Annotated in this window: 9 protein-coding genes; 2 read left to right on the top strand and 7 right to left on the bottom strand. The window is 35.3% G+C overall.

The features are described from left to right. Window positions 1-30 precede the first annotated feature (30 nt). The 4 genes from F6K15_RS12625 to F6K15_RS12610 all read right to left on the bottom strand — a co-directional run bounded on the left by F6K15_RS12625 (window position 31) and on the right by F6K15_RS12610 (window position 4,027). Window positions 31-354 carry a DUF86 domain-containing protein gene (locus tag F6K15_RS12625; protein WP_293061258.1) on the bottom strand — a complete coding sequence of 108 codons (324 nt, stop codon included), beginning with the start codon at window positions 352-354 and terminating at the stop codon, window positions 31-33. Further along, window positions 341-745 carry a nucleotidyltransferase family protein gene (locus tag F6K15_RS12620; RefSeq protein WP_293061257.1) on the bottom strand — a complete coding sequence of 135 codons (405 nt, stop codon included), beginning with the start codon at window positions 743-745 and terminating at the stop codon, window positions 341-343. Before F6K15_RS12620 ends, F6K15_RS12625 begins: the two co-directional genes overlap by 14 nt. An 86-nt stretch (window positions 746-831) precedes the next feature. After that, complete coding sequence (locus F6K15_RS12615; RefSeq protein WP_293061255.1) at window positions 832-3,141, bottom strand: asparagine synthase-related protein; 2,310 nt, start codon at window positions 3,139-3,141, stop codon at window positions 832-834. Window positions 3,142-3,463: 322 nt separating this feature from the next. Beyond that, window positions 3,464-4,027, bottom strand: coding sequence for a Uma2 family endonuclease (locus F6K15_RS12610; protein ID WP_293061253.1), 564 nt, complete (start codon window positions 4,025-4,027; stop codon window positions 3,464-3,466). Between the two features lie 359 nt (window positions 4,028-4,386). Between F6K15_RS12610 and F6K15_RS12605 the strand changes: the two genes are divergently transcribed. Then, entirely contained in the window at window positions 4,387-4,782 is a 396-nt protein-coding gene (locus tag F6K15_RS12605) for a hypothetical protein (RefSeq protein WP_293061251.1), read from the top strand. Between the two features lie 349 nt (window positions 4,783-5,131). Here the strand turns inward: F6K15_RS12605 and F6K15_RS12600 are convergent, their stop codons facing one another. The 3 genes from F6K15_RS12600 to F6K15_RS12590 form a co-directional block, all read right to left on the bottom strand. Further along, the gene (locus tag F6K15_RS12600; protein ID WP_293061249.1) at window positions 5,132-11,017 is read right to left on the bottom strand and encodes a tetratricopeptide repeat protein; all 5,886 of its coding nucleotides are present in this window, start codon (window positions 11,015-11,017) and stop codon (window positions 5,132-5,134) included. Between the two features lie 597 nt (window positions 11,018-11,614). Continuing rightward, window positions 11,615-11,761: a hypothetical protein gene (locus tag F6K15_RS12595; protein WP_293061247.1), complete on the bottom strand. Its 147-nt coding sequence runs from the start codon at window positions 11,759-11,761 to the stop codon at window positions 11,615-11,617. Then, on the bottom strand, window positions 11,742-12,677 hold the full coding sequence (locus F6K15_RS12590; RefSeq protein ID WP_293061246.1) for a tetratricopeptide repeat protein: 936 nt from the start codon (window positions 12,675-12,677) through the stop codon (window positions 11,742-11,744). The genes F6K15_RS12595 and F6K15_RS12590 overlap by 20 nt, the downstream gene beginning before the upstream one ends. Window positions 12,678-13,307: 630 nt before the next feature. On the opposite strand from F6K15_RS12590, the gene F6K15_RS12585 reads away from it, so the two are divergent. Then, window positions 13,308-16,037 carry a sulfotransferase domain-containing protein gene (locus F6K15_RS12585; RefSeq protein WP_293061244.1) on the top strand — a complete coding sequence of 910 codons (2,730 nt, stop codon included), beginning with the start codon at window positions 13,308-13,310 and terminating at the stop codon, window positions 16,035-16,037. The last annotated feature ends 511 nt before the right edge of the window (window positions 16,038-16,548 follow it).

Here is a 16,548-nt window from a genome sequence, read left to right as displayed (position 1 = left end):
AGGTATTTTTGTATTAATACCTAATTTTAATTAAAGATTTTCTAATATTGCTAATAAACGAGGCACGTCTTTGTGTATGGCATCCCAAATAATATCACAATCAACTTCCTTATATTCATGAGTAACTCGATTACGCATACCTTTGATTTGCCTGACAGGAATTTGTGGATGAGCATCAATAAAAGTAGTGGATAATCGATTAACGGCTTCTCCTAAAATAATGATTTGATATAAGACGGAAGATTGGGTTTTAGTATCTGCTATAAAACTCTCTTTATCAATCCCTTTTGTAAAATCTAAAATTAGATTACAAGCAGTAACCAAGTCTATAATTATCTCATCATCTCGTGACATACAAAACCTGGGCACTACCTAGAATATTTTGACGACGAATCCAATTTCGACTACATTGAATTGCTTTCTTGGTAACTATATCCACATCCCTACCTAATGTTATTTTTAATTCCGACTCCATATTCTCTAAATCAAATAAAGAAATTCTTGCTTCTGGTGAGAATTTAACTAAAATATCTACATCGCTATTTTGATTAAATCTATCAGTCAAAATCGAGCCAAAAACTGATAACTCTGTAATTTGCCACTTTTGACAAAAATTATGGATTGTGTTTTCAGTTATTTTTAGGCGTTGGTAAACATTTTTGTCAACCTCTATAGCAGATTGTGCTATATTTTTAGTATCACTCATCATTACTTGTCCGTTATTATCATCAGTTAGGTTAAGCATCTTCAGTACAAAAAAATAATTAGCAAAACTTTGATTAATACAGCTACATCTAGGTTGAATTTGACTTAAAAGCGATCGCCTAACTCTTACTTTCTTCCTCCTGACTTCTTTAATTCAAAAGCAGTATCCATTACCCTAAATCTGAGACTTTCAACTGGCTTACCTTTAGTATCATAGCGGAAAGCATGATGTCCATTTCCTTTACCTGCTTTTTTTAAATCTCCTCGAAATTGGCCAGCAACTATTCTATCAATAATCTTGCCATTTTCCAGAACTTCAACTGTTAATTGCATGAAAGGAAAATCCAGACACCATACCCAACCAGGGATAAAATTACTATTTTCAGAATCAACAAATCCTTCAAAGGATAATTCTCCTGTATTTTCTCCTCCTGGTATCAATGCCATTGCTTTTCTAGCAACTATTATTGGCTTTATATTACTATCAATTTTTTCAGTCAGCCGATTTTTTTTGTCTTGATTAAAATTAAATAATTTTCCTGATTTAACATCTTTAATAATCACACTATCTTCTGTTTTAAATCCTGAACTATTAGCAAACAAAGCTTTTTGAGGAATCTTGATATTGTGAACTTTAAAGAAAATTGTCATTAAACCAAAAGCACTAATCATTTGTGGCATATTAAATCCCACGGTTTTTATTGTATTTAGTGTTTTTTGTCGGTCTATTAATTCCCATAAAGGAGATTGTGTATAGTCAGCTAAAATTTCAAAGATGGCTGCTCTAAATTTGGGATTTTTATTAATTGTATGTTGCCAACTTCCATGTTGTGGTAAATTTTTAGGAGCAGGAATTGGGTCTTTAAATATTGAGTTTGAAGCTCCATAAGCAGTTAAACCTCTGTGCCAAGTTTGTTGAGCAAATGGTATCTCTAGTAAACTTGGTTCGAGGCGACGTAACATCGCAAAATGTATTAATTCTTGTTGTCTTTGAGGAGCATTAAGAGCAAAGGCTAATCTAATTAAACCTGTAGAATTAATTGGCATTACTACTTGATTACTATCGGCATCTTTTCTTCTAGCTGTTCCTAACCAATTAGGAATACGTTCTTTTATATAGTATAGGTCTGGAATATCATTAAATTCTGAGCCTAACCCTAAATAATTTTCCATTCTGTTGAGAACTTTTGTGGAAATTTTTCTCCGAATATCCTCTTTTAATATTCCTAAAGGATCGAAAGGACCATGAGCGGAAATCATCTGTTCGGGATTAGGCATTGTTGGATAATTAAAAGGCTTTTTCAGATACCCTTTAAATACTTCTCCAATAAAACCAGCTAATACTAAACCTTTGACACATTGTTTTCCTTGCTTGAGGTCCCACGCACCAAACATTCCATCATTTTGAAATACATGAGTTGCTAATCTTCTGAGTAATTCTTCTGCTGCTAAGGTGGGTTCTCTAAACCTACCTGGTTTATTTGTAGTGTGAGGAAGTTTTAAATGATTAGCTAATTTTTTGGCTACAATTACATCTGGATGTTCTTCAATTCCATTGGTAAATAAACGTAGTTTATCTCTTAAACCAGCTTGCAAAGCTAAGGCTAAAATTAATCGACTATCTTTTCCTCCGGTGAGTGCCAGTGGGATATTATCTGCACTACTAAATATAGCTTTAATATTAGCCAAACATTCATTAATACCTTGCTCGACAATACTGTTAAAAACTTCAGGATTTTTCACCTCGCTTTTACTAGGAGCATTTTGATAAATCCAATCTTTATTTTCATTAACTTTTAGGTCTCCATTTTGCAGTTTAATTACTGCTCCTTGTGCGAGTCTAGAAATTCCTTTTATGTATGTGTCTTCTCCCAGCATATACCCTACTACTGGTAAGGCAAGCATAGCTTCTAAGTTATATTCATACTGGTCATCAATGTGAGGTAATAATGCTATACGGTTGGTTATTGAGGAGATATTTTTATTTTTTGAATAGTAAATATGTTCGATACTTAATCTGTCGTTAAAGGCGATGACATTACCATCATCTGAAGCGTGGATTATGGCATATTCTCCTGCCAATAAATCTCTAACTTTCTCGGCATCAAAGTTATTTTTTGATAGGAGTAAGTAAATATCAAAAGCTGTTAATATTTTGCCTGTACTACCTATTGTTGTGGATGACCAACAATAGCCTTGAATTATGGTGACTGAGATAATTTTACTCTCTGATTGATTCACATATATTTGGTCTTTTGTCGAGTAGAAATAATTATCTGTAGCAAAATGAAATAAGGCAATTTTTTGATTAGCCAAAAAGTAGGAATTATCAGACTGAGACTGGATATGAATTGTCTGTTTGCCCGATCTAATTAATTTTTCCTGCTGATTTTTGTCAAAGGGTGTCAAAGATGACCTGACCAAAAATATTCCCATGTTTAATTTCCTTTTAAATTCAGCGAGAAACTGGATTTATTCCGCATTAATATTTTCTCACAACAATTAAACCATAAACCCGGTTTCTTGAGGTGGGTTACCGAATAATTAATAATTAATAATTAAATAATTCTGGCTTAAAGCCGACCCTTTTAAGGGGAAAATAAAGAAATAATACTTCCTTATATTCAATTCCGTAACGGTTTTAACCTTCTTGTAATTATCAATTATCAATTATCCATTATCCATTAATGAAGGTGGATCGGAATCTCATTATATGATTTTGTATAATTATTTCCGTCTTGCCTACTCTAGACAAAAACTAAATATTCAAGATCAAACCAGGCAATATATCTTCCCCTGACAAATTTGTGGGAGAGTCTAATATTTCTACTTCTTTTCCTTGGCGATAAATTTCAACGCGACGATTTTTTCTATCAATTAGCCAACCTAATTTTACTCCTCCATCTATATATTCCTCCATCTTTTTTTGCACATCCTTTAAAATGTCAGGTGGTGACATTAATTCTAATACAAAGTCTAGCGCTATAGGAGGAAATTTTTCTCTCTGTTCGGGAGTGAGTTTATTCCATCTTTCTAATTTAATCCATGATACATCGGGAGAACGATTGGAATTATTGGGAAGTTTGAAACAGGTGGAGGAGTAGTATTCGACTCCTAATTTTGTTTGACGATTCCATATTACAAAATCAGCAATAAGAGAAGCGTTATATTCTCCAGTTTCTCCTCCGGTGGGTGGCATTATTGTTATTTCTCCTCTGATGTTACGTTCAAATTTAATTTCGGGATTATCTCGACATAATTGATAGAATTGGTCGTCGTTAAGTTTGAGGATATTATTAAAGTTGATGGTTATAGCTGTCATGGTTTTGGCATGATAAATAAACTTTATTACGGGAATTTATAGTATAATTTACTTTTCAACAATATATAATTATTGTACTTATTGATTTGTGTCATAGTCAAGGTATTAGATATTCAAAATTTCCTTAATTTAGAGCTTATAGGTATGATTAGTCCGTAGATTATTGGGGATTTCATTAATGTCTAATAATGACAAAAATCCTGAAAATATTCACTCTGCTACAACCCCAGAAGAATGTGAAAAAATAGAACAGAAATATGGATGAAAGCTGAAAGATATTCTCTTTAATAAAGAACAAGAAATCCTGAAAGTCGATTGCGTCTTTGAGGGGGAACAAACATCATTTGAGGATTCGAGATATGACGACTGAAACTGGGATTGTATACAAAACGGAAAATAGAAATGATTATGGTTGGGAAGACCGGATGCTTATGCCAAGGGAAAGTTTGACCAACATTCTTTGGGAAAATTGGACCTATCAGGAAAAACCTACTATTCCTCAAATAGGCGATAAAACTACGTTTCGCTGTCGCGATCGCACACGAAATTATAAATCAGAATCTGAAAATGGTTTTACTACTCATGGAAGGGATGGAGATTGGGTTGTCACAAGAGTTGAAAAATTTGTTAGCCCTGACACAGACAAAAAAGTATTTGTGTGCAATTGCAAGTATGACCCTGTAGAGCCAAAATGGAGTTTAATAAATCGTGGTGCTAAAGCATCGGAGTTATTGGAGGAGAAAACAGAAGTTTAAGCATATTTAATTAGGGTTTGCTGAAAAAGTCTTTTAGTAGGGGTAGGAGACAGGAGACAGGAGAAATGGGAATGAGCGAGGAGGTTAAGAATTGCCCCAAGATTGTTTTGCCCAACTATGTGCCTAAAATACGCTCCTTTTTGAGTGTTTTAGACTGAAACAGGCGCACTTTTTTCGACTCTAAAAAGGCTAAAGTCTTTATCTGTCAATACTTTTAGATTTAATCAGCAAGCCCTAATTATTCACCAGTGGGAGCATCTTGCTCCCTTGGGTTAGGTTCTTATTTGGGAAATTTCCATAAAGTTGACTGTTAATATTTAGAAGTTGGTATTTGCCTACCCTACAACTATTAATTAGGACTTTGCATTTTTTTCTGATTTAAAGTGGCGATCGCTTCTAATATTTCTCTGACTCTTTTCTCAAAAGTATGATGCTCTCGAATATATTTTGCTAACTCTAATTTTTCTCCTCCATTCTGACTTTTTTGCTGCAAACAATTTTCTACTACTTTTGGCAAATCTTCCTGAGAGTTATAAGTATAAATTTTATCTCCAAATACTTTTTCTAAACCTGCAATTTGGTCAGAAATAATTGTTGCTCCACAAGCAGCAGCATCGAATAAACGATTGGAAATAAATCCTTTTTCTTGCATGGTATCCCAATGGTCGTTTAATAATACGCCACATTTACTGTAATAACGTCGTAAAATTTCATTGGGAATATATTCTCCTTTTAAATAACCACTGGGCAATAAATTTTCCCAGTTTGTACCATAAACATCTACTTTTAAATCTGCTTCGACGGCATCTTTTACTATCTGGCGATAAACTTTGCGAGAGTTACCGACAAACAATATTTCTCCTACTTCCTCATAACCTTCTTTGTCTGGATAAAACAAATTTTGGTCGGTACATTGGAGCAAAGTTTGTACCGGAACTTTTATCTGTTTTTGCAACTCTTCAGCATAGGAATAGGATGCCACAAATATATGGTCGTATTCTTCATATTCCTCTAACTCAACTTTATCTGGATGACTAATATTCCACATCAAATTAATGTGATAAGACTTAGGTTGATAACGACTCAAACCACGAATCACAATTGCTACATCATCTCCGAATGCTTTGGGAGTTTCCCACTCTGGTAAAATATCAATTCTGACGGAATGACCTAATATTTCAAATTGCCGTTTCATAGCTAAGGCAAAATGATAATCTCCCCATTCTTGCGCCTGTTTCCAGTCAGGAACTCCAATTTTTATGCCGATGCGGAAACTATTACTCATTTTTTCGCGTAAGGCAGTAAATACTGTTTGGGCACGATGTTTGTAAGTGTGTTGTTCCTCGACGATTTTCTGTAATTCTGCCACTTTTGCTAATCTTAACTCCTCATTTGTTAGGTACTCCTGTAATAAATTTTCCAGAGATTCGCGGGAATTATAAGTAGGCAATATTCCGTCGAAAGATTCTTGATTTCCTAACTCTCCATTTGTCACAACTAAAGCACCAGAAATAATCGCATCAAATACTCGTGAATTTGTAGAACCCCATTGTTTTGTGACTGAGTTAGCATCATCAATTACTATTTTTGTCGAAGCATAAACTTTAGGCATATCTGTATAAGGCAAGAGTCCGCGATTATACTTTTTAAACTTCTCAAATTTTTCCCAGTTATATCCATACAAAGCAAATTCAAAAGGTAAATTATCTGGTTCTAAAAAACTCATAATATCTCGCGGATATTTCCAGAAGCTTCCTGTGAAACAATAGTCAGATTTATATTTATTCTCTAGTTCAGAATTGACTTTTTCCTGTTGTTCGGAAACTCCTACTTCTGAATTTTTCTCTACTTCACTTTTGTCTACTTCTGAAATTTTATTACCTACTTCACTTCTGACTTCTAACTTCTGACTTCTAACTTCAGAATTAACTTCTTCTTCACTTTTAACTTTTGATTTTTGACTTTTGACTTCTTCTCCACTCCTGACTCCTGAGGACTGACTCCTGACTCCTACTTCTAAATGATTCCCTACTTCACTTTTGTCTACTTCGGGAATTTTATTGCCTAGTTCAGAAGAAATTTTTCCTGACTCTTCTGAAACTCCTACTTCCGAATTTTTTTCTGGTTCAGAATTAATTTTTCCTGACTCTTCTGAATCTGAATGTACTTCTTCTTCAATTTTGACTTTTGACTTTTGACTTTTGAATTCTTTTTGACCTGTTTCTGGAATTTTATTACCTAGTTCACTTCTGACTTCTTCTTCACTTCTGACTTCTAACTTCTGACTTGTAACTTCACAATTAACTTCTTCTTCCCTTCTTCCTTCTTCCTTCTTCCTTCTTACTTCTTCCCTTCTTACTTCTTCCCTTCTGCCTTCTGCCTTCTGCCTTCTGCCTTCCCAATCAAATCTTTCCTCATTAGTTGCTATCCTAACTACTGTTGTAGACTTAGATAATTTTTGCTGAATATAATCGGCAGATTTTTGAGAAGAACACCAAAAACAATCATAATCTCCTGCCGTTTTTTGAGATGCCCAAACTTCAAACCAATTTCTCGCCCAAGCAACTTTTACTAAACTTGGTTTAGCATTTTCTATTCTTTCTAAATCATAATCATGGCGCATCACTACAATTACATCTAAACGAGTCATGTCATACCATTCTTCCCCTTCAGAAAGATAATAAACATCCCACCCAAATTGTTTAACTAATTGTTCTCCTAATTCTACTGCTGTAAAATAATCACCTGCTGAAGCTGCCATATTTGCCTCAGTTACAGCAAAACCAATAGTTAAAGGATGACCAGTCCAATAAATTCCTTTTTCAAAATAATCTTGTAAATGTTTCCTACGGAGATAATAAGCAAATCTTTCTTCTATTATCGGACGATTTTTCAAGATTTTCTGGATAAATTCTTTACCTTTATTGAACCGAGAAAAACCACGATTATGAAAAGCAGTTAAATGATTAGCACTAATAATTTCTTTGCCTAATTTTTGCCCGATACTCAAACATAAATCTACATCCTCATAACCATAGAAATAATCTTCGTTGAAACCTCCCACTTTCTGAAAATCTTCCCGCCGACACATCATTAATGCTCCAGTTACAACAGGTACTTTCCAAGGAGCAGATTGTACTTTTAATAATTGGGGAGCATAACGAACTTCAAAAGGATAAAACGGTTCATTTTGACTGTGGAAATATATCTGTACCCCTAAATGTTGAGTAGGTGGAAAAGCTAAAGACTTGTCACTAACAATATCTAATAATTTTACTCCTACCATTCCTAGATTTTCATCTTGTTGAATTAACTCAACCATTTGAGGAATGATATCTTGGCAAAGGGTAATATCATTATTCATAAACAACAGTAAATTAGCTCTTGTTTCATCTACTCCCACATTATTTGAATTGGAAAAAGAAAAATTTTCTCCCCTGGCAATAATTGTAATTGGTAACTTTTCGGACCACTCCATACAGACATCAATACTATTATCTGTCGAACCGTGGTCTACTACTACTAATTCCAAATTTTCATAGCTGTTATAAAGTTCAAAAGAGGCAAATAATTCACTTAATAGTTTCGCTCCATTCAAACTCAAAATAATTACTGCTACTGCTGGTTTTTCCGCCCGAACTTTTGCCAGAGGTATCTGACTTATGACTTCCTCTTCACTTTTGACTTTTGACTCTTTTGACTTTTGACTTATAACTTCTTCTTCACTTTTGACTTTTGACTCTTTTGACTTTTGACTTATAACTTCTTCTTCACTTTTGACTTCTTCCTTCAAAAAAGCTTCTCCTTCCTTCCTTCTTCCTTCAAAAAAACTTCCTCCTTCTTCCTTTCTTCTTGCTTCTTGCTTCTTGCTTCTTCCTTCTTGAAGATGATAGATAAGTTTATTTATTTCTCCCTGACCAAAACTCAGATTAACCTCATGTTTTTTCCCCTTCGGTCCGACTACTAATGGTTTAGGAGAATTTTTCAACTGTTGACCTGTTTCTGTTATCTTGACACTAACTTCAACTAACCCATTACTATGTAAAGAAGGAGGAATTTTCTGAGCAAAAGCATGATATCCGTGAGTATCAAAAGCCTCCGCTAAATCTTGACGATACTTATTCGCTACTAAAGTTCCGATTAAATTATTACCGACAAAAATATCAAGAAATACAACTTTGTCAGGGTCTTTTTTATGTCTCGCCCAACCAGAAACATAGTCAATAGTCGCATAATCAAGACAACCTTCAAACTCAGTTTCTCCTAACAAACTCAGACTACCAAACTCCCCTGTTTTGATAATATTTTGTACCGAAGAAACTTCCTCCAACTTTGTCTTCGCCTTAGAAAAATGAGGGTCTATTTCCAAAGCACGACGATAACAAATAATCGCTTCACTTAATGGATTTTTTTTCGTCTTAGCCTCACCTAACTGAAAATGAAATTTTGCCGAACTAGGTCTTAATTCCACAGCTTTCTCATAAGCAACTACCGCCTCATCCCATCTGCCCAATCTTGACATAACTTCCCCAATATGGTAGATAACATCAGCAGATTTAGGGTTAAGTTGACTAGCTTTCCTATAAGCAGCGATCGCCTCATCCCATCTTTCTAGTTGGACTAAACTTTCTCCCAAAACATGATAAACAGCTGCCGAATTTGGATTAATTTCTGCTGCCCGACCATAATAGACTACCGCTTCCTCCCACCGTTTAAGCCTACTCAAAGTATGACCTAACTGATGATGAACTTCCGCCGTATTAATACCTAGTTCAATAGCTTGACGATAACTGGCAATAGCATCATCAAATTTTTGTTGCTGCACCAAAGCTAAAGCCAGACTATGATGAACTTCCGGCAATTTGGGGTTAAATTCTAGAGCACGACGATAATTAACAATAGCCTCATCCCACTGTTTCTGTGAAGCATAAACTTCCCCTAAATAACCATATACCTCAGCTAAATTCGGATTCAACTTAATGGCCTTTTGGAAAGAAGCGATCGCCTCATCCCACTGTTTAATATTACTCAGAGCTTTGCCCAAGTCTCCGTAAGCCTCAGCAAAATTAGGATTAAGTTCCACAGCTTGGCGGAGAACTACCACTGCCCAATCATTTTGCTTTAGTTGAATCAAAGCATGACCTAACTGATGATGAACGTCGGGAGAGTTGGGTTGAAGTTCGGAGGCTTTGCGGTAAGCTACTACAGCTTCCTCCCATTTTTGCTGTTGAGAGAGAGTATACCCTAAGTAATGATGAACTTCTGGAGAGTTAGGTTGGAGTTCTGTAACTTTGCGGTAAGCTATTGTCGCTTCATCCCATTTTTGCTGTTGAGCCAGAGCATAACCAAGATGGTGATAAACATCTGGGGAGTTTGCTTGAAGTTCCGTTGCTTGACGATATGCTGAAATAGCTTCTTCCCATTCTTGCTTTTGGGTCAGAGCATATCCAAATTGATGATAAATAGCTGCTGTAGGAGTAGTGTCTTTGTCGCTGCCCAACAAATCAATAGCTCGGCGATAAACAACAATAGCCTCATCCCACCGATGCAATTTTGCCAATACTTCCCCACAATAATGATAAACTGTAGCAAAATTAGGAATTATTTGGCAAGCCTTTAAATAAATTTCGGCAGCTTGATGGAGGTCTCCTAATTTTGTCAAAGCTGTTCCTAACTTTTGATACCCTTCCCAGAAACCAGGGTCAATTTCAATAGCTTTTCGATAACAGATTATCCCTTCCTCAATCTGACCTTGTTTTTCTAAAGCCACTCCTAAGTTTTGGTGAGCAATACTAGAGTCTGGTTCTAGAGATATAGCTTTTTGGAAATGGGAAATAGCCTCATAAAGTAACCCCTTCTCAACTAAAGCTGTTCCTAAACTAATGTAGAACTCTGAAAAATTAGAATTAATTTCTATGGCCTGAGAATAAGAGGCGATCGCCTTCTCCAACTGACCTTGCTTTTCCAGAACTTTCCCCAAATTATGATGAGACAATGCGGAAGTAGGTTTGAGTTCTATAGCTTTTTGGTAGGTTGTAGCAGCTTCTTGCCATTTATCTATTTGAACTAAAACATCTCCTAGATTTTGGTAATACAAGGCCAAGCTAGGCTGAAGTTCGATGGCCTTTTTGTAGAGAGCGATCGCTTCCTCTATTTTTTTCTGTGCTAAAGCTTGGTTGCCTGCTTGGAAATATTGGCTTGCAGTTCCTGAATTTATTGAGGACAAAGATTTCATGTTTCTCATAATTGAAAGACTATATTTCTGATTCAAGGTATAGCAGGGAACAGGGAATAGGGAATAGGGAACAGGGGAAAAACATTTCCCTGTTTGAGGTTCATCATCAGTATAAGTCCTAAGCAACTTGTTCGTTGCTATAGAATTTTTTTGATCTTATAGAAATACCAAATTGGTTGTAAAATTTTTGATCGCAGTTAATATTAACTCAGAAGCTTTAAAATTATCACTCTTGACAAAAAAATAGGGTCAATATCCTTTCTTTTTAAGGGGATAAAAAAAAGATAATTCCGTATTTTCGTAGCTTCCCTATTACTGAATAATTAGGGTTTGCGTATGGAAAGTCTTTTTGCTCTTTGTAGGAGACAGGAGACAGCTATAACTGGAGACAACCCACCCCTAACCCCTCCCAGGAGGGGAGAAATGGCTCGGGAGCGAGGAGGTAGAAGTAAGAATTGTAATAATGATTTTTCGGCCCAACTATGCACCTAAAATACTAATTTTTTGAGCGTTTTAGACTGAAAGCTATGCACTTTTTTCGACCCCATAAAGGCACTTTTCTTTATATATAAATGCTTTTATATATAAAGAAAAGCCCTAATTATAGCAGTTTTCATTAACATAGAATACAACTATTTCTGTATAAGCATCCGGAAACCAATATGTATTTTGACTATTGAAGGGAGACCAACTATCTTTACCTAATGCTAAATTCACATTATTTCTACAGTCTTGAGGAGGCATAAACTGCTTCTGACCATTGCTTTTTTTCAGATAAAGCTAATCCCAAATTGTTGTAAAAAAAACCATTTTGAGAATTAAATTCTATCGCCTTACGGTAAGCATTAATTACTGCATCCCAATTCTTTAGTTTCATCCAAGTCACACCTAATTTTTGGTAAGACCATAGAGAATTAGGATTGATTTCTATCGCCTGCTCAAAAGCAATAATTGCTGCAGAAAAATTACCTTTTTCTAGTAAACTTTTCCCTAGTTTTTGGTAAGCTATCCATGTATTTGGTTGGAGCTTTACAGCTTTTTGATAATAACTAATTGCTTCATCCAAACTACCCTGATTTGCCAAAGCATCTCCTAATAAATGATAAGCTCTAAATAAATTAGGATTTAACTCAATTGCTCGGCCATAACAAACCATGGCTTCAGTTAACTTCTGATGGTCAAAAAGAGCTTTACCCAGACTTAAACATTCTGATGCTGTCACCGACTCTGGCTCTAAAGTTAATACCTGATAAGAACACTCAGCAGCTAACTGTGGCTGACCTACCACCTGCCAAACTTTTGCCAAGTTTCGGTAAAATCCAGCAATGTTTGGCTGGAGACTGATAGCTTTTTGATAAGAGGCGATGGCTAGCTGCCACTGCTTTTGCATCCCATATAGACTGCCGATATTGGCATAGACTTCTGCCCAATCAGGTTGAGCAGCAAGAGCTTTTGTGTACCAACTCATAGCTTCTTCTTTTTGACCCATAGCCAGACTAATGTTTCCTAGTGTTTTGTATGCAGGGGCAAAGTCTGGTAATTCGACTAAGGCTTTTTGACAAGCTGCCTGGGCTAGAGCTAATTTTCCTTGGGCCAAATAGATTTCTGCCTGTTGTAAATTTTCTACTGCTGTTGTTTCTGGATTTAACTGCGAACACATATCTGCTTATCCTGTTTTTTGCTGTGCTAAAGCTTGGCTGTCTTGTTGGAAATATTCGATTGTATAGCACTACGGCGACGCGGTATTTGACATTGCTATATAAGGAGAAATTTTTCATCAACATACAATAAAACTTGTGGGGTGGGTAATGGGAATAAAAAGCGATCGCTTGTTCCAAATTACCTTGATTAACTAGGACTTTCCCAAATTATGATCAGACAATGCAGAAGTTGATTTAATTTCTATGGCCTTTTGATATGCTGTAGTTTTCGGAGTTATTAGCAACGAGTTAATCATACTTGTCTTGATTTGAAATTACTAACTAGGTAGAACATTAGGTGACAAATTTAAGATACTATAGGTAGCTGTATTTGATTATTTTGGCCTAGCTCAGATTTAATTTTGAGGGTCTTTTATAATAAATGATTATTAGGATGTAGTTCTATTGCCTTGGAATAGGCAACAATTAGAGTGTCAGTCACCTTAGTAATTAAATAAAAAGTAAACTCGATCTAATTTTGAGCATCAATTCCAGAAATATTATCAACTTTTTATGACACTGTATATCAAATATAAATTTTTGAATTAAAGATCATATCTAAAAATATAGAGAGGTTTCATAATATCAAGATGACTTTACCTAGTTTTATCATCATAGGCGCTCAAAAGTGTGGTACAACTTCCTTGTATAACTATATGATTGAGCATCCACAAATTTTGCCAGCATCAATGAAAGAATTGCATTTTTTTAACTGGCGTTCTAAACCGGGAAACAGAAAAACTGTAGAAGGAGTAGATTGGTATTTATCTCAGTTTCCCACAATTCCTAATGGAAAAAATCTCATAACTGGCGAAGCTACGTCAGATTATCTAGTTGACCCACATACTCCCCAGAGAATGTTTAATTTATTACCAGATGTTAAACTAATTGTGCTTCTAAGAAATCCTGTAGATAGAGCAGTATCTCATTATCATCATAATCGAATAATTAGTAAAAAACGAGAAACTTTACCTTTCAGACAAGCAATTGAAAAAGAACCAGAAAGATTGAATATAGAAAAAGAGAAACTATTATCTGATGAAAATTATAGAAGTTTATTTCATAGAAACTATAGTTATTTAGAAAGAGGGATTTACATTGAACAATTAGAAAAATGGATGAGTATTTTTCCCAGAGAACAGTTCTTAATTCTGAAAAGTGAAGATTTTTATACTCGTCCAGATGTCACACTAAGAGAAGTTTTTGAATTTTTGGGTTTGCCTAATTATCAAGTAACTAATAAAAAGAAAGATCATCAACTTTCTTATCAGCCAATAGATCCAAAAATCCGCTCAACTCTTGCTGAATACTTTCAACCTTATAATCAAAAATTAGAAGAATATTTAGGTAGAAAATTTAATTGGGAAATGAATGGCAACAAAGAACAAAAACAACATATATCCCTGTCTCAAGTCAAAGAAAAATTACATAACTATCAGTCTGAGTTAGAGCAAATTAAGTCAAAACTAGATTCAAAATCAATTTCCAAATCAAGGCACACTTTTCAGGAAGTTGAAGAGAATGTAATTAACTCTTTTGTTCAATCATCAACAACATCAACAATAGTTGTTGAAAATTATGATGCAGACTCTCACCCAATATATGATGAATTATTTTGGGGATATAAAATCGAAAAAATTCAGGAAAAAACTAGCGATAGAAATACCATTAATATTTCTGGATGGGCATTAGGAAAAAACAGTCCTGTAGTTGCTATAGAAATAGTAGAATTAAGTAGCATACTGAAAAAAGTATCTGTTAATCAGTTATACCCTGATATAGCTAAACGTTATCCAGAAGTACCCCAAGTAAAAGAAATTGGTTTTAGTATAGATTTCCAAGTAAATAAATTACGACCCAAATTTAACTGGCTAATACAAGCAGTATTAGCCGATGAAACTCGAATGCCAATAGGTTGTATCCGGACTAATAATACTAAATCACTAAACATTAGATCTACACCTTTATTGACAGAAGAAGCTATCAAATTTTTAGAAAATTTCTTGAAGCAAAAACCTTATGCTAAAGTGTTGGAATTTGGTAGTGGAGGCTCTACTATCTGGCTATCTAAATTAACTAAAAATCTGACTTCTATTGAGCATGACGGTAGGTGGTTTCAGCAGGTAAAAAATCAGATTCAGAAACAGAAAAATTGTAATCCAGTAGATATTAAGCTATCAGCAAGACCATATCATACAATATGTGAAAAATTTCCTGAAGAATTTTTCGATTTAATTATTGTAGATGGTCGTGATCGAATGAAATGCTTTGAGGCATCAATTAAACTTTTAAAACCAGGTGGAATATTGATGTTGGATGATGCACAAAGAGAAAGGTATAAACAAGCTCAAGATTTGTTAATAGATTGGCAATTCACAAAAACTGTTAGCAAAAATCGTCATACTTATTGGTGGCAAAAAACACTGCAAAAAATCACAAATATAGAGCCGAACCAATCACTTACAAATCAAAAGCAAATATTTCATAAATCGGAAGAAAGTGCAGTTATTGCTGGTGTTTCAATGGTGAAAGATGAAGAAGATATTATCTACTACACTTTAGCTGGAAATTATCGACAAGGCATCACAAAATTCGTAGTTCTAGATCATTTATCCTCAGATAAAACGACAGATGAAATTAGACGTTTTGCTGATGATTATCCAGAAGCAATGGTTTACCTAATTGAAGATAGAGACCCTTTATTTCATAAGTTTAGAAAAATGTCTGCTGCTGCTGAGTTTGCTCACAGAATGTGGGGAGCAGAATGGATATTTCCATTTGACGCTGATGAAGTTATTGCTTCATTGGACAAACCTCTACGAAATATTCTCAGTCAATTGGGGCAAAAACACTTTTGTCTAGGTCTCCAGCACAGAAATTATTTGCCCCGCTCATTCTACGATTCGTCTGAACCTAATCCTCTCAAAAGAATGACTCACAGAAAGAAGGAAGATACTTCTCTTTTTCACAGTCAGGGTTACAGTAAGGTTATAGTTCGTTGGCAATTAGGTATGGAGATAGATCAGGGACATCATCTTGTAAAGTTTGAGGGAAAGAAGTTACCTGTCACAGCACTTGGAAAAAATCATGGACTCATTCTCAGACAATACAGATATCGTTCTAGAGAACAGATAAAACAAAAAATTGTGAATGGAGGAAAAGCTTACGAAGTAAGCCAAGATATATCACAAAAACATGGTGGCTTTTGGCAAGAACGTTACAAGCAGTATCAGAAAGAAGGAGAAAAATTTATTGATGAATTTTATGCCACTGAGATTAATGGATATTCAGATGCTATTTATGATCCAGCCTGGGTTTGAACTAGGGGTTAGGGGTTTACGAACTCAGAACTCAGAACTCAGATAGAGTAGGGTGTAGGGGGTAGGGGATCCATAAGACTGGCGACTTATGTCGGTAGGGCGACTTCAACAATTAATAATTAATAATTAACAATTACTTCTCCTTGAAAACGGATAGGATTGACGCACTACTGAAAATTTTTTCTTCTCTTGGTCGATTTGATATGGCTCCAAGACCTCGCCATTCCACCCTACGGGAAGCTGCGAAGATAGAACTCCGTTCCGCTGTGGCGTTTCGCGTCAGCGTTGCGAAGCAAACGACCGCTTTTTTCTCCTTTAAAGGAGAGGCTTTAAACCTTAATTATTCGGTAAAGAAGTTATTTTTGCCACGGGGATGGATGAGCAACCCTCCAAAAATATTTTGATCAGGTTTGGGTGTTCGGGTCAATCTGATTGGGGCTAAGAGTAAGCTTTTCTTGACCGCGACTGAGATGTGGGGTTGTAGACCCAGTTATGCTCAAAAGGGTTGGAG

This window comes from Okeania sp. SIO2B3 (genome assembly GCF_010672525.1).
GTDB lineage: Bacteria > Cyanobacteriota > Cyanobacteriia > Cyanobacteriales > Microcoleaceae > Okeania.
This window is presented reverse-complemented; position numbering and strand designations above follow the sequence as displayed.